A 15,641-nucleotide genomic window follows, 5' to 3' on the forward strand; every position below is an offset into this window, starting at 1 on the left:
TAGCCGATCCTCAGCGTGGCGCGGAATGGTCGTCGGGCGGGTCCTTGTGGACGACCTCCATGTCGATGGTGCGGGCGTCGTCGCCATACGCGACCGTCTGCCGGCGCAACGCGCGCATCTTCCACCACAGATACCCGACGACGATCGTGCCGACCGCGAACAGCACGGCGAACAGCACGATCGACAGCATCGCGGCCACCACGAACAAGATCGCGCTCAGGGCGACGGCCAGCAACCGGCCGAACCAGCCGGGGCCGCCGATCCGGATCCCTTTCTCATATGTCACCCGCCGCGGCGGCGGTCTGTCGTTTTGCATCGCTCGTCTCCCGGCCGCCGTCCGGCGGATGATGCGGGTAAATCCTCATGCGTGGTCATTATGCAGGATGCGAACCGCTAACGTCGCCGGCGCGGCTCAGCGTATAGTCGACTGACGTCGTTAAGAAGCCCACGCGTTGGCTCGTTTAAGTTCGGTAGTAAGTTGCCGCTCGCCAAGGCTGACAGGCCCTAGCGTGCAGGCCTTCTCTGTCTACCCGGTTGCACCCCTGCCAGGGCACGTTATGAAATCCGCCGGTTTTCAGTTACCTCGGTTGCCCGCGTGATCATGCGACGCCTGCATCTGCTCGAAATCGAAGACCAGCCGTGGTGCCCACGGGCGATCCGTGACGGCGGGACGGACTGGCTGCATTTCCTGGCGAATACCCTCAAGGGCTTCAACGTCATCGCGGGCAAGCTGCGCGAAGCGATGCGGCGGGTCGGCAACGACCGGATCGTCGATCTATGTTCGGGCGGCGGCGGCCCGTGGCTGACGCTTGCACCGTTGCTCGCGCAGTCCGGACGCGTGACGGTGCAGCTGACCGACTTCTATCCCAATCGCGCCGCGTACGAGCGCGTATCCGCCGGGGCAGCCGGCCGCGTCACCTATGTGAGCGAACCGGTGGACGCGATGGACGTGCCATCGGGATTCGACGGTGTGCGCACGATGTTCAACGCTTTCCACCATTTTCGGCCGGACGATGCGCGGGCGATCCTCGCCGACGCGGTGACGAAGCGCCGCGCGATCGTCATCGTCGAGGGTGCCGACCACCGGCTGCTCGGTGTCGTGTTCATCCTGGCGATGCCGCTGATGATGCTCGCGCTGACTCCGCTGATCCGGCCGTTTCGCTGGTCGCGACTAGCGCTCACCTATGCGCTGCCCGCTATCCCGCTGCTGTGTCTGTTCGACGGCATCGTGTCGATGCTGCGCATCTACAACCCCGACGAATTGCGTGAGATGGTGGCGAGTATCCCGGACCAGCAGAGCTTCGAATGGGACATCGGCACACTGCCGGTGCAGGGCTCGCCGATCGGTCTGACTTACCTTGTGGGCGTTCCGCGCGGACGCGCCGGCTGAACGCAAGCGGGCGCCGTCGGCAGCGGCGGGCCGATCACTTGCCGGCCAGATGGTCAGGTGTCTGGCTGCTGCCCGCCGGCAGCTCGCCCATCGCCTGAAACAGCGTCGCCGTATCGGCCAGGCGCCGGCCGATCAGGCGGATTTCTTCGAGCCTCGCTGCTTCGTACTGCTGCTCGCCGCCGCGGGCGGATGCAGCGGGCAGCGCGCCGAGCCGGTGACGTGACGTGGCATCGTCGAACGCCTCGCGTGCCTCACGGGCAGCGCCGCTCGCGGCGTCGAGTGCCTGCGCGTCGTGTTCGAGCGACGCAAGCGTGTCCGCGACGTTTTCGAACGCCGCCAGCACGGTCTGCTTGTACTCGAACACGGCGGCCTCGTAGGTGTCGATTGCCGCGCGCCGCTGTGCGACGAGCGCGCCGCCATGAAAAAGCGCTTGCGACATCGTCGCGGCGATGCTCCAGATCGCGCCTGCGCCCGACAGCGCGAGCGGCCAGTTGAACCCCCCTTGTCCCATCGAAGCGTTCAGCGTCAGGCTCGGAAACAGCTGTGCCGTCGCGACGCCGACGTCGTCTGCGGCGGCTTTCAGCGCCGACTCGGCGGCCGCGATATCGGGCCGCGCGCGCAACAGGTCCGATGGCAGCACGACGGGCAGGTCCTGCGGCAAGTGCAGGCTCGCCAGCTCGGGCTCGGGCGGCGCCGCGTCGGGCGTGCGGCCGAGCAGCACCGCAAGCGCATGTCTCGTCACCGTCAGCCGTTGCCGCAGATCGGCCACGCTGACCTCGAGCGCGGCGATGCTTTGCCGCGCAGTCGACACGTCGCCGCGCGTCAGCGATCCGAGTTCGTAATGCCGTTGGATATCGTGAGCCTGATCGCCCGCAAGCGCGATCAATCGCTCGGTCGCGTCGATCTCGGCGCGCAACATCGCCGCCTCGATCGTCGCCGTGACGATGTTGGTGGCCAGTGCGCGGCGCGCGGCTTCGCGTTGATACGCGTCGATGTCGACACGCGCTGATCGGGCCGCGTTGGCTTTACGCACCGCGCCGAACAGATCGAACGTATATTGCGCCTGGACTACGCCGATGAACTCGTTGTAAAGCAGCGTATTCGGGCCACCGGGGACCGGAATGCCGAGATCGCGTCCGCGCGAGGCCTGCCCGACCAGATCGACCGACGGCAGCAGCGAGGCGCCGATCTGCGCCCGCAGTTGTTCGTGCGCGGCGGCAAGGTGCCTGTCGGCGGCAGCAAGGGTTGGGCTGTTGCGCAAACCTTCTTCGACGAGGTCATTCAACGCTGTCGATTCGAACAGCCGCCACCATTGCGGCACAGGTTGCGCGCCGGTGGTGAAGTGCTGCGCGACACCGAGCGCGGCGACCGTTTGCGCGGGCTGAGGCTCGACGCCGTAATGGGCGGGAGAGGGCATCGCGGGCGGCTCGCCGTTCGGACCGAACGAGCATGCGCCAAGCGCGATCGTCGCGGCCGCGCCGAACGCCGCGCGCCAACCATGGATCGCCGCTGCCCGCGTTCGACCCGGCGCGCCGGCGAAATGCGGCGCGCTCGCGAGCGCCGGCCCGTCGACGGGGTTGCAGTCTGTGCCCACGATCAGCTCCACGTATATTCGATTGTCGGGGTCGCGGTTCGCACACCGCGTTCGAAGTGCCGCACCTTGAACGCGGTCGCGTACAGCGCGGGAACGAAGAACAGCGTCAACACCGTGGCGCCCGTGATGCCGCCCATCAGTGCGGTCGCCATCGGTCCGAAGAAGGCCGATTGCAGCAGCGGGATCAGCGCGAGCACGGCTGCCGCGGCGGTCAGCATGATCGGGCGGAAGCGCCGGACCGTGGCACCCACGATCGCATCGAAGCGCCCCTGGCCCGCGGCGATATTGCGTTCGATCTGATCGACCAGAATCACCGAGTTGCGCATGATGATGCCGGACATCGCAATGACGCCGAGCATCGCCACGAAGCCGAACGGCTTGCCGAACAGCAGCAGTGCGGCGACCACGCCGATGAGCCCCAGCGGCGCGGTGAGCACGACCATCAGCACGCGCGCGAAGCTGCGCAGTTGAATCATCAGCAGCGTCAGCACCACGACGAGCATCAGCGGAAGCTGCGCGATCACCGACGCCTGCGCCTTGCCGCTGATCTCGCCCGCGCCGCCGGTCTCGATCCGGTAGCCGATCGGCAGCGATGCGCGTAGCGGCGCGAGCGTCCGATCGATCGCCTGGGTCACGTCGATATCCAACGCGTTGCCGCGCACGTCGGCCTGGACCGTGATCGTCGGTTGACGGTCGCGGTCCCAGATCACCGCGTATTCGAGTTCGTTGTTGAGGTGGGCGAGCGCGCCGAGCGGCACCGGGCCGTTCGGCGTCGGCATCGCGAGGTTCACGATCTCGTCGGGGTCGACCCGCTCGCGCTGGGGCGCACGCAGATCGACACTGATCAAGCGGTCGCGGACCCGGTACTGCGTGAACGTATAGCCCGACAGCGTCATTGCGAGGAAGCTCGCCACGTCTTCCGACGTGACGCCGAGCTCGCGCGCCTTCTGCTGGTCGATCTCGAAGCGCACCGAGCGTTCGCCGGGTTCGTCCCAGTCGAAATGGACGCCCGTTGTGCGGGCATCGGCTTTCATCGTCGCCGCGACCTTTTCCGCGATCTCCCGCACGGTGGCGAGGTCGCTTCCGCTGACACGAAACTGCACCGGATAGCCGACCGAGGGGCCCGTCTGGAGCGGCGAAACGCGCGCGCGCACGGCGGGAAAGCTGTTTTGCAGCGTGCTCGCGAGCCAGCGTTCGAGCTTTGCGCGGTCGTCGACGGACTTCGCGGTGATCACGAGCTGCGCGAAGTTGGGCTGGGGCAACTGCACGTCGAGCGGCAGGTAGAAGCGCGGGGCGCCCGCGCCGACGAAGTCGACCAGATGATCGATCTCGGGCCGGCCGGCCAGCGTCTTTTCGAGGCGCGCGGCTTCGCGCAGCGTCGCTTCGAACGACGCGCCTTCGGGCAGCCGCATGTCGACGAGCAGTTCGGGCCGTTCGGAGCTCGGGAAGAACTGTTGCGGCACGAACGCGAAGCCGGCCAACGCGGCAACGAACAAGGCGGCCGTGACGCCGAGCACGACGAGGCGCCGCTTCACGCACCACGCGATGCAGTCGCGCAGGCGGTCATGAAAGCGGCTGGCGCGCGGCGCCGCCACCGGGGTCCGGCGCGTCTGCGCGTCGTCGCGCCGGCGGAGCTTGCGAAGCGCGCGCCGAGGCGTCTCGCGTGCGGTGTCCTTGCGTTCGGGTAGCAGGTGATAGCCGAGCAACGGAATCAGCATGACCGCCGCGAACCACGAAGCGATCAGCGCAATCGCGGACACCTGAAAGATCGAACGCGTGTATTCGCCGGTGGCCGATTTTGCCAGCGCGATCGGCAGGAATCCCGCCACCGTGACGAGGGTTCCCGTCAGCATCGGAAATGCGGTACTGCTGTAGGCGAACGCCGCGGCCCTCGCGCGGCCCCAGCCCTGCTCGAGCTTCACGGCCATCATCTCGACCGCGATGATCGCATCGTCGACGAGCAGGCCCAGCGCGAGGACCAGCGTGCCGAGCGAGATCTTGTGCAGGCCGATGTCGAAGCCGTTCATGCATAGCGCGGTGACCGCGAGCACGACGGGGATCGAGATCGCCACCACCACGCCGGCGCGCCAGCCCAGTGAGATGAGGCTCACGGCCAGCACGATCACGATCGCTTCGGCGGCGGCCCGCAGAAAACCGTTGACCGAATGCGAGACCGCGTCCGGCATGCTCGACACCTCGACGAGTTCGAGCCCCGCGGGCAGACGCGCACGCAATTCCGCTGTCTGCGCATCGAGCCGCTTGCCGAGCTGAATCACATCGCCGCCTGCCTGCATCGTGATGCCGATGGCGAGCACCGCGCGGCCGCCGGTGCGAACCTGCGAGACCGGCGGATCGTCGTAGCCGCGCCTGATCGCGGCAATGTCACCGAGACGAACCAGGCGGTGATTGATGTCGATCAGCGTGTCGGCCATCGCCTTCAGGTCGGTGAACTGGCCGCTCGGACGTACGTACACGCGGTCGAACGCGGTGGTCAGCGTGCCGCTCGGCGTGACCGCGTTTTGCGCGTTGATCGCCCGCGCGAGCTGTTGCGGCGTGATACTGAGCCGCGTCAATTGCGCGTTGGGAATCTCGATCGTGATGTGCTCGTCGGGGTCGCCGAAATAATCGACTTTCGCGACCCCGGGCACGCGCAGCAGCACGCCGCGCAGTTCGTCGGCATAGTCGTGCAATTGCGCCGGCGAGAACCCGTCGCCGGCGAGCGTATAGATGTTCGTGTAGACGTCGCCGAACTCGTCGTCGAAGTACGGCCCCCGCACGCCGGGCGGAAGCGTATCCGCGATGTCGGCCATCTTCTTGCGTACCTGGTACCACGTCTCGCGCACTTCGTTCACCGGCGCGGAGTCTTTCATCGTGAAGACGATCAGCGATTCGCCGGGACGCGAGTAGCTGCGCAGATAGTCGAGATGAGGCGTTTCCTGCAGCTTGCGGCCGATCCGGTCGGTCACCTGTTCCTCGACCTGGCGTGCGGTCGCGCCGGGCCAGAAGGTCCGGATCACCATCGCGCGGAACGTGAACGGCGGGTCCTCGGATTGTCCGAGCCGGGCATAGGCGAGCACACCGAACAGCGTTGCGAGCACGACGGCGAAGATGACCAGCGCCTGGTTACGGATCGCCCACGCGGACAGATTGAAGCGGCCGGTATCGTCCGCTGCCGGCCGCCGCGGTCCGCCCGTTCCACCGGGTCCGCCGGGTCCGCCGGGTCCGCCCGCTCCGTCGGGCCCCTGGCCGAACGGCGCTCTCATGATGCGAAGTCCTCGGGATGCAACGGCGCTACCGCGCGCACGGTTTCGCCGGCGCTGACGGTATGCACCCCTTGCAGCACGACGCGCTCGCCGTCGTTGAGGCCTCGCGCGACCGAGATCGTGCGGTCGTCGTAGCGGCCAACCTGGACCCGGCGCAGTTCCAGCGCCTGGTCGCCCGGCCGAACGACCCAGACGGCCGGCGCGTTGCCGTCGTGAAAGAGCGCGCTCGCGGGCAGTGTGATCGGGTCGTCCGCTTGCGCCTCGCCGGCCGCGGCGAACGTGACGGTGGCGGTCATGCCGAGACGGACCTCGGGGCCTGGCGCATCGAGCGTCAGTTTCGTGCGATAGGTGCGGCTACCGGGGTCCGCGGCCGGCGACAGCTCCCGCACGTGTGCCGTGAAGCGTCTGCCCGTGGCGGCCGGCAGCGAGACGCTGGCCGCGCTGCCGATCGCCAGCGCGTTCAGCAGACTCTCGGGCACGTCGCAGAGAATATCGAGCTCGCCGGACCAGGCGAGATGGTAGACCGCTTGTCCCGCCGCGACGTTCTGCCCGGTATCGGCGTCTTCGGCGGTGATGACGCCGGCATGGTCCGCCGTGAGGACCGTGTACTGCGTCTGATTCTTCAGCAGCGCGAACTGTTGTAGCGCCTGATCGCGCTGCGCGGTGGCCGCCACATACGCATCCTGGGTCTGCTCGAGCTGCGCTGTCGAGATCAGCTGTTCCTGCGCCTGCGCCCGGTCGCGATCGAGTTGCTGCTCGGCGAAGGTGAGCCGATGCTGCGCCGCCATCAGTTGGGCCTGCGCGCCCGCGAGGCTGCGTTGCGCGTCGTCGGCATCGAGCCGCGCGATCGCCTGGCCGGCCGTGACCGTATCGCCGAGCCGCACCTTCCGCTCGATCAGCTTGCCCGCGATGCGAAACGACAGCGGCGTCGCATAGCGTGCATTGACTTCGCCCGGCAGCGTCGCGAGCACGGGCTTGCTGTCCCGATGCACGACCACGGCGATGACCGGGCGCGGCAGCGTCACCTCGGCTTCTTTCGCGTGACAGGCGGCGAGCGTGAGCGCGCCCGACAGCGTCAGCATGATCTCGCGCCAGCGCATGCTCACGAGTGTTCCTCCAACTCGCCGGCTTCGAACTGTGCCTTGGTCCGGCGGCGCTGTACCTTGCCGCTCGAGGTCCGCGGCAAGCTGCCCGCCTGCACGATCGCAACGTGACCGACCTGCAGGCCCGCGCATTCGGCGACCTTCTGCGCGATCGCACGCCGCAGCGCCGTGGCCTCCGCCGGCTTGCCCTCGGCACAGACGACCAGTGTCTCGTCGCCGTCGCGCATCACGCTGAACGCGATGACACCGCGGCTTTGCACGCTCGGCAACTCGGCCACCGCCCATTCGATGTCCTGCGGATAGAGGTTCGAGCCGTGAATGACGATCAGGTCCTTGCTGCGGCCGCAGATATACAACTGGTCGCCGGCGAGGTAGCCGAGATCGCCGGTCTGTAGCCAGCCGTCGCGGTACGCGTCGGCGCTCGCGTCGGCCTGGCCGTAATAGCCCACGGTGATGCTGGGCCCGCGCGTGACGATTTCGCCGACACAGCGTTCGGGCAACGCGCGCCCGGATTCGTCGACGATCCGCAACTCGTGGCCGGGAAAGCAATGGCCGCAGCCGACCAGTTCGATCGTCCGTAAGCCGTTGTCACGCGCAGCCGGTATCGCTCGACCAAGCCCCAGCGCGGCCGCATAGACGACGTCGGTGACGAGCGGCTGGCCGTGGTCGTGAAACGTGATCGCGAGTGTTGCTTCGGCCATCCCGTAGCACGGCAGCAGCGCTTCGGCACGAAAACCGGCCGGCTCGAAGCGCGCGCAGAACTGGCGCAGCGCTTGCGCGTTGATCGGCTCGGCACCGCAGCCGGCGACGCGCAGCCGCCGCAGATCGAGGCCTTCGAGGTCCTGGTCGCGGCTACGGCGAGCGGCGAGCGCGTACGCGAAGTTCGGCGCGAAGCTGATGGTGCCGCGGTATTTCGTGATCGCCTCCATCCAGAGGCCGGGCCGGCGCACGAACGCTTCGGTTGCCAGCAGCACGCACGGCAAGTCGCAGATCAGCGCGCCGAGCACGCTGATGAGCCCCATGTCGTGGTGCAGCGGCAGCCAGCTGACATAGACGTCCTGCTCGCGCAGATCGATGCCGCGGGGTCCGAGGAACGCCGTCGCATTCGCGACCAGATTGCGATGCGTGACCATCACGCCTTTCGGCAGCGACGTGCTGCCCGACGTGTATTGCAGGAAGCACAGGTCATCGGGATGCAGCGTGGGCAAATCGCACGCGGGAGGCTCGCCGTCGAGCAGCGCTTCAATGGTCACGACACGTTCGAGACCGGTGTCGACGGCGAGCACGTCCTCGATGGTCTCTCTTGTCGAGTTCGACGTGAGCAGCATCCGGGCGCCTGCCGAGCGCACGATGTGACTGACAGTTTCGGCGTAACGTGTGCGGGTCCTGAAGTTCAGGCTTCCGCGCGGAAATATCGGTACCGGGACGAGACCGGCGAACGAGGCGCCGAGGAAGCTCAGGATGAACGCTTCCGGGTCGAGGACCACGAGCGCGACGCGCTCGCCCTTGTTCAGCCCCAGTGCCACGAGCTTTTTCGCGTGGTTGCGCGCCTCGCGTTCGAGCGCCTCGTAAGGATAGTAGTGCTCGTCGCCGTGCGTGGAGACGAAGCGAAGGCCTCGAGCGTCGCCGCGCGGCAGCGCTGCAACGGCATCGACTAGCGTCTGGTTCATGGTGACGGGTCCCCGGTCAATTAATCGAGATTCAGTGATCGAGCGAAGCAGCGGGCGTCCAGTCGCGGATCGGCTGCAGACGGCGGCGCAGCAGCGCGATCACCTCGTCGTCGCTGCGCACCGGCGCGCCCGGCAAGCGCACGAAATGCGTGGCGAGCTTGCGGTGCTGGCGCGTGACGAGCAGCAGCCAGATCTGCGCGATGTCGATGCGATCGAACACGACCGCGTCCTCGCGACCGTACTTCTCGAGGTTCGCCGCGAATTCCTTCGTGAGCTCGCTGAAGTGCGTGCCTTTGCGGACGTGGTGGTAGATGTGATAACCGGCGTTGAAGACGCGCGCATTGAAACGCGAGTCGATCGTATTGGTGCTGCTCGTGTACGGGTTGTCAGGCTGATCGGGGTCGATGAACGCGTGCTGGACCCAGTTGCCGATCATCATCATCAGCCGCACGAACACCAACGGAAACACGAACACGACGAGCGTCGCCCGCAGGTTCCAGTACGCGGCGGCGGCAACCGCCGCGTAGAACGCGACCTCACCCACGAGCAGTTGCCTGATCAGCTTCGTATTGCGCGAGCGCCACAGATAGACGGACAGATCGAGCGGCACCAGCGCGGCGAAGCGCAGGTAGTAGTGCAGAAAGCCGATGACGCTATCGCGCTGAAACCGCATCGTGGAGCTCAGGTCGCGTGGCAGGTTGTCGTCGATGTGATGCATGCCCATGTGATGGACATAGAACGTGCCCGGCGTCTGACCGAAGAACGGACACAGCACCCAGTCGAGCAGGATTTCGAGCGCCCGGTATTGCTTCCTGAAGAGCCGCCGATGCAGCGTGCAGTGGTAGCTCATCGTGAAACGGTCGCCGAACGCGTTCCAGACCAGCACGTATGCAACGCCCAGCCACCAGGGAAACCGGCCGAGCCCATACAGCACGGCCGCGGCGGGAATGAATATCAGCGCGCACTGGAGGTAGAGCCGCAGATGCGGCAGGTCGCGACGATCGTTGAGCAGGCGGTACATGGTGGTTTCCTTCAGGGGCGGTTTCAGTGGTCAGCGGGCGGTCAATTCATGTCAGGTCGGCTCGGGCAGTTCGATCACGCCGCTATGGCCATCGACCTTGAGCTGCATGCCCGACTGCACGCGCGTGGTGAGGCCCGGAATCTGGACGACGGTCGGGATGCCGATTTCGCGGGCGACGATCGCGGCGTGGGTCAACGGACTGCCACGCTCGATCAGCAGCCCGGTCGCCGACGCGAATACGGGCACCCAGCCGGGGTCGGTCCGATAGGTGACGAGGATGCCGCCGTCGAACTCGTTCGCTTCGCGCACCACCTTCGCCCGTCCTTCGGCGAAGCCCGGCGAGCAGGGCGTGCCGCGCAGCGTCGCGCCGGCCGCGTGGGCAGGCGCCGCGCGCAACGCGGCGAGGTTCGCCGGGTTGCTGAGCCAGGCCGCTACCGGGCCATGCGTGACGAAGCGTGGCGGCAGGTCAGCCATGTCGCGATAGCTGGCATCGTCGCGCTTGCGCTGCTCGATGAGCGGGCGCAGTTCGCGGTGGGAGACGGTGCCTTCGAAGCACCCGCGAATTTCCTCGAGGCGCAGATGGAAGATGTCGCGGCCCGTCGCCAGCACGCCGTCGGCGGCGAGACCCTCGCCGATTGCGCGGAACATCCGGCGCGCGACCCCGAACGCGCGCGAACGGCAAAAGCGCACGGTCTCGCGCGCCCGGATCGCGGCGCGCACGCGGCCGCGCGCGCGTGCAAAAATCCAGCGCTGCAGCGGATTGAGCCGCTCACGCAACAACGCGTCGATGTGCGCTTCGGTGGCGCTGCGATCGATCGATACGGCACCATGCGCGAGCGCGGCCTTCAACATATCGAACAGCACGCCCGGGTCTTCGCGCAGGTCGGGCTCTTCGAGCTTCAGTTCGTTGTTGCTGCGGTACGCGAAGTCGGCGAGGTAGCGCTCGATGTCGGCGACGATCTCGGGCGCGCCGCATCCGCGCAGCGCCGCATACGCAACGGCAGACGGCGTGTTGCGGATCAGCGCTTCGACCTGAGGCTTCGCCCGCACGGCTTGCGCAATTGCGCTCAGCCTGCGGACCGGCTCGATCGACTCGATGTCGTCCATGCCGCCGATCACCGCCACTTCGAGCCAGTCGGGCGCACCGGGCATCCACCGCTTGATCAGCCGCCGGACGACGCCGTAACTTAGACCGATCGCCGATTCGAGCACGATCATCATGCCCCAGCGTGCTAGCAGCGCCTGCTCGAAGCGGCAGTAGTGCGCATAGACCGCGTCGGCGGGAAGCGAGCGATAGTCGAGCGCGTTGAACTCGTCGTAGACCGGATAGAAAAACGCGCGGAAGCGCTCGACGTTGCGCGCGAGACGCGCGAAGTGCCACGCGAACTTCGTGCCGCTCAAGGCCCGGATGCAGGCGAGTCCGGCGCGCGAGCCGGTCTTGTACGGCGCGATCAGCGCGGCGAAGCTCGCCAGATCGAGCGGCTCGTCGACGCCCATCTGGACTTCCATCATCTTGCGCCCGAGGTTTTGGAACGGCGCGAGCCCGGAAAGCTTGTACCAGTGCAGCAGGTTGTAGTACACGCGCCCGTTCAGGAACGCGAGCGTCGAGCCGAGGAAGCCATCCATCTCGCGCCGCTGCTTGTGCGGAATCGCGAGCAGCCGGCAGAACTCGCGGAACACCTGCGCATAGACGTGCTGCGCGAAGGTGAAGGTCAGCTGCGTTGTCACGCCGGGATAGTTCTCGACGATGTTGGAGTTGTCCCATAGCTGAAATTCGCCGGTCCGCGATGGGGCCGGTGCGATCGGCGTGGTCACGGGGCGCGCCTGCAGAATCCACAGCTGGTGCTCCGCGATACACCATTCGATATCGAGCGGCTCGCCGAGCTCGCTTTCGAGCGTGCGGGCCGCCGCCACGACGCGCTCGATCTCGTCGTTAGAGAGGGCCGCTGCGTCGCGCAGCGCGGCCGGCACCTCGCGGATGTGGCGGCCGTCATGACGCTCGTGTTTTTCACCGATCACCACCTGCCTGGGCTGTCCGGTGTGGCGATCCACCGTGATCGTGTCGGCGTCGACCGCGCCCGACACGAGTCCCTCGCCGAGCCCGTAGACGGCGCTCAGCACGAGCTCGTCGCGGCTGCCGTTGGCCGGGTTGATCGTGAACACGACGCCGCTCGTGTCCGCCTGAACGAGGCGCTGCAGGATCACGGCCATACCGGCGCCGGCGATATCGAGTCCGTGCTGATGCCGGTAGCGCAGCGAGCGCTCGGAATACGCGGAAGCCCAGCACCGGCGTACGTGTTCGAGCGTCGAGTCGAGCCCGCGGACGTCGAGGAACGTGTCGAACTGGCCTGCGAACGAGAAGCTCGCGCTGTCTTCTTCGATGCCGGACGAGCGCACCGCGAGCGGTCCGTCTCCAATGATGTCGTGCGCGCGAGCGATGTCGGCGCGCAACGCGGCGCTGATGTCGCATGTCAGCACGGCCTCGCGGATCGCGCTCGCGATCGCGGCGGCGTTCGCAGGCGTGAAGTCGCGCAATAGCGCGGCGATGGTCTGATCGAGGCCGCCGTCGCGGCGGAACTCCGCGAAGCAGTCGGTGCCGAGAATCGCCCAGTGCGGCACCGCCACGCCGAGGTTGGCAAGCCGATGAAGCGATCGCCCCTTGTTGCCGGCGAGCCGCTCGATCGTTTCGGCCGGACTCGCCGCGGTCAGGATCACGCGTGGCGATGCTGTCGGGGTGGCGCAGCTTTCGGCCGATTCGAATTCGCCGCGTGCGCGCGTAATGGTGTCGAAAGTCATTGAGGTCCCCGTTGCTCAGGTGCTCGACGAAGCGAGCAGGTCTCTTGCTTCCTCGGCTGTACCGCGCCCGCCGTGAGCGGTCTGCGGGAAGCGCGCGTGCAGATGCGCGCCGAGGTTGATCCAGTCGTAGGCGGCGTGGATCGTTCCGCGCCAGCCCGACGCCGTATCGAAGCTCGCCGGAAACTGCGGGTCGCCGCCGAGGTCGCGCAGACGCTGCGCGAGTTCATCGGCGAGCGCGACGTAACGCTGTGCATCGCGAGCCGATCCGATCGAGCACTGTTCGAGTTCGCGGATGCCGTCGATCAGCGCCGCATCGAGCGGCAGCAGCCGGATCGCGTCGAGCGTCGCTTCTTCCATCGTCGACTGCGGCGTCACGCCATGCGCGCCGAGCGTGACCATGCAGGCGGTCTGCATCATCCGTTGCAGCGCGTACTCGAGCACCTTCCATTGGCCGCGCTGGAGTGCGCCCTGGGCATCCTCGCGCGCATTCTCGAGACCGATGTTGGCCCAGATCATCTCGAGACCCGCTTCGGCGAAGCGCCCGGCGGGCATCGGCAGCAACTGGGCACCGCTCGCGCGGCCGCCCGTGAGGCGCGCGCCGTCGATCGAAATCAACGGCGCGCGCGACACCGGCATCGACGTCGCCTGCTGACGTGCGTGGATTTCTCCGCTGCCCTTCCAGCGCAGGCTGATGAGACCCAGCCGGCTGAAGTCCGCGATCAGCGCGCGCTGCCGGCTCGCCGTTTGCGCGTCGCCACGGCTGGCGATGGCCTTGCATGGCGTGTCGAATGTGATCACTCGCCAGGCCTGGGTCGCTTCGTCGTCGAGCGCAAAGACGTCGCTACCTCGCAGCACGTGGACCCGTTCGCCGATCTGCCAGGTCGTCGTGTCCTTGCCGGGGCCAATCAGCACGTTGTCGGCCATGAGGCTCACACCGTTGACGCCGAACTCGCGGATCAGCGCGACCCCCGCCGCGAGGAACCCGCTTTCGGCGCCATGCTCGCGCGGCGCGTGCAGCAGGCTCCACAGACGGCCGACGCGGCCGGCGTCGACGGCCGCGCGTTCGAGTTGCAGCGACAGCCATTTCGGACTCATGTAGCACTCGCCGAGGCGTGCCACGTGACTCTTCGCCGCATGAAACGCGGCGGTCCTGATCCAGGCGCGTGCGTAGTCGGGCTCGCCGAGCGCGAACATCGCCACCGCATAACGGCCGGTCTGACGCGCGAAATCCTCGAACCACAGCGCCACCGCCTCGCAGAGCGCCTCGCGGCCAAGCTCCGCTTGCAGCGTCTCGATCAACGCCGGGTTGTCGATCGGCAAGCGCGCCGATAAAGCGCTGGCACCGTTCGAGCAGATTCCACGACAGACGCGCGACCGCGCGCCGGCCTTTGCCGAGCGCTGCGCGAACCTGCGCGAGTTCGCGGCGCAGCCGCGCCGGACTCAGCAACCTGACCTCGACGCGGCGGCCGTCGATGAACAGGATGTACGGCATCGTGGCTGGCTCCAGCCCGCTATCGACGATCGCGACGAAGTCGACGTCGGAGCGCTCGTTGCCAAAGCCTTCGGCGATCGAGCCTTCGAGAAACACGGCGCTCGGTGCCCGCTGTTCGAACTGGGCGCCGAGCGCGGCCCGCGCTTTTTGCCAGAGCTCGGCGAGCATCGGATCAGTCATCAACATGGTTAGGCTCCCTGAGCGTCAAGCCGTACGCGGCACGAAGTAGCCCGCCGCGATCCCGTAACGAAAGATCCTGCGCAGCAGCGTTTTGCCCGTCGCCCGAGGCAGGGCCGGCAGGATCGCGGCGGTCGCGTCGCGTGCAAAGCGCACCTGGCGAGTCAGGTACGACTCGTACAGTTTCACGACCTCGTCGTAGTAACGCCGCTCGAGCGGTTTCATTGCGGCGGCGTCGAAGACATGCCGCGGCACATAGCGAGGCACGTGAAACGAGGGAAACTCCGCGCAGACGTCATTGATTTCGCGCAGCGTCGTCGGCGTGCCCGAGGTCAGATGCAGCGTGCGTCCGCGCACGAGCGGAAACTTCGCCAGCGCTTCGACGACGCAGTCCGCGACCCAGTCGATCGGCACGATGTTCAGCGTCGCGCCGTAGTCGCCCGGCATCGTGCGCACGAGTCCCGCGGCCGTCAGGCGCACGACGGTGTACAGCGTGTCGAACTTGCGGATCACGCCGCTCGCCGAGTCGCCGACGATGATCGACGGGCGCAGCACCGCCGCCGGCAGACCGCTGCGCATCGCCGCTCGCACCGACTGTTCCGCGCGGTACTTGCTCTGCTCATACGGGTTGCCCAGACGCTGACCGAGTTCGAGATCGTCCTCGCTGAATACGCCGGGGCGCTCGCCGCAGACATAGGCGGTGCTCACGTAGAGCAGCGGAATCGGCGCGTCGCCGCTACCTTGCGCGAACTCGACGACGCGCTCGGTGCCGCGAAAGTTGATCGCGTCGTAGACCTCGGGCTTGCGCCCGAAGCTGGTTAGCGCGGCACAGTGGACGATCGCGCCCGTTGCCGCGCGCAGTGCCTCGTAGGTGTGCGGATCGAGCCCGAGCCTGGGCTCGGCGACGTCGCCCCGCACACATGCGAAGGTTCCGGCAGCGGGTGTGTGGCCGCCGTACGGTGTTGCCGCGAGCGGTGTGCCGTCGTTGCGGACAACCGGTCCGTCGGAGCGCAAGAATGCGACGACCGGGTACCCCATTGCCGTCAGCCGGGCGATCACTTCGGCGCCCAACAGACCTCGCGCACCGGTGACGAGAACGTGCTTATCCATCGTGGGTGACCATCCAGGGTTGCGT

General features: G+C 67.3%; 11 protein-coding genes. 2 read left to right on the forward strand and 9 right to left on the reverse strand.

The features are described 5' to 3' along the window. Positions 1-10: 10 nt before the first annotated feature. Complete coding sequence (locus tag OKW40_RS02870) at positions 11-316, reverse strand: hypothetical protein (RefSeq protein WP_429488030.1); 306 nt, start codon at positions 314-316, stop codon at positions 11-13. A 285-nt stretch (positions 317-601) separates the two neighbouring features. Between OKW40_RS02870 and OKW40_RS02875 the strand changes: the two genes are divergently transcribed. Next, positions 602-1,390 carry a class I SAM-dependent methyltransferase gene (locus OKW40_RS02875; protein WP_429488032.1) on the forward strand — a complete coding sequence of 263 codons (789 nt, stop codon included), beginning with the start codon at positions 602-604 and terminating at the stop codon, positions 1,388-1,390. 34 nt (positions 1,391-1,424) lie between these two features. On the opposite strand, the gene OKW40_RS02880 is transcribed toward OKW40_RS02875, so the two are convergent. Genes OKW40_RS02880 through OKW40_RS02910 form a run of 7 tightly spaced genes read right to left on the reverse strand, consistent with a single transcriptional unit; the run spans position 1,425 to position 14,157 of the window. Next, on the reverse strand, positions 1,425-2,996 hold the full coding sequence (locus OKW40_RS02880; RefSeq protein ID WP_429488034.1) for an efflux transporter outer membrane subunit: 1,572 nt from the start codon (positions 2,994-2,996) through the stop codon (positions 1,425-1,427). Beyond that, positions 2,987-6,247: an efflux RND transporter permease subunit gene (locus OKW40_RS02885; protein ID WP_429488036.1), complete on the reverse strand. Its 3,261-nt coding sequence runs from the start codon at positions 6,245-6,247 to the stop codon at positions 2,987-2,989. The genes OKW40_RS02880 and OKW40_RS02885 overlap by 10 nt, the downstream gene beginning before the upstream one ends. After that, positions 6,244-7,347, reverse strand: coding sequence for an efflux RND transporter periplasmic adaptor subunit (locus OKW40_RS02890; RefSeq protein WP_429488476.1), 1,104 nt, complete (start codon positions 7,345-7,347; stop codon positions 6,244-6,246). The genes OKW40_RS02885 and OKW40_RS02890 overlap by 4 nt, the downstream gene beginning before the upstream one ends. Positions 7,348-7,349: 2 nt before the next feature. Then, complete coding sequence (locus OKW40_RS02895) at positions 7,350-9,020, reverse strand: fatty acyl-AMP ligase (protein ID WP_429332436.1); 1,671 nt, start codon at positions 9,018-9,020, stop codon at positions 7,350-7,352. 31 nt (positions 9,021-9,051) lie between these two features. Beyond that, positions 9,052-10,041: a fatty acid desaturase gene (locus OKW40_RS02900; RefSeq protein ID WP_429488038.1), complete on the reverse strand. Its 990-nt coding sequence runs from the start codon at positions 10,039-10,041 to the stop codon at positions 9,052-9,054. A 51-nt stretch (positions 10,042-10,092) separates the two neighbouring features. Next, complete coding sequence (locus tag OKW40_RS02905) at positions 10,093-12,837, reverse strand: phosphoenolpyruvate synthase (protein ID WP_429488040.1); 2,745 nt, start codon at positions 12,835-12,837, stop codon at positions 10,093-10,095. Positions 12,838-12,852: 15 nt separating this feature from the next. Further along, a complete protein-coding gene (locus tag OKW40_RS02910) occupies positions 12,853-14,157 on the reverse strand; it encodes a nucleotidyltransferase domain-containing protein (RefSeq protein ID WP_429488042.1) in 1,305 nt (434 codons plus the stop codon). Here OKW40_RS02910 and OKW40_RS02915 point away from each other — a divergent pair. Next, on the forward strand, positions 14,144-14,521 hold the full coding sequence (locus OKW40_RS02915; RefSeq protein WP_429488044.1) for a hypothetical protein: 378 nt from the start codon (positions 14,144-14,146) through the stop codon (positions 14,519-14,521). The two genes, OKW40_RS02910 and OKW40_RS02915, sit on opposite strands and share 14 nt — an antisense overlap. 12 nt (positions 14,522-14,533) lie before the next feature. On the opposite strand, the gene OKW40_RS02920 is transcribed toward OKW40_RS02915, so the two are convergent. Then, on the reverse strand, positions 14,534-15,616 hold the full coding sequence (locus OKW40_RS02920; protein WP_429488046.1) for an SDR family oxidoreductase: 1,083 nt from the start codon (positions 15,614-15,616) through the stop codon (positions 14,534-14,536). Positions 15,617-15,641: the final 25 nt, after the last annotated feature.

The sequence above is a fragment of the Paraburkholderia sp. RAU6.4a genome (genome assembly GCF_050435625.1).
GTDB classification, from domain to species: Bacteria; Pseudomonadota; Gammaproteobacteria; order Burkholderiales; family Burkholderiaceae; genus Paraburkholderia; species Paraburkholderia tuberum.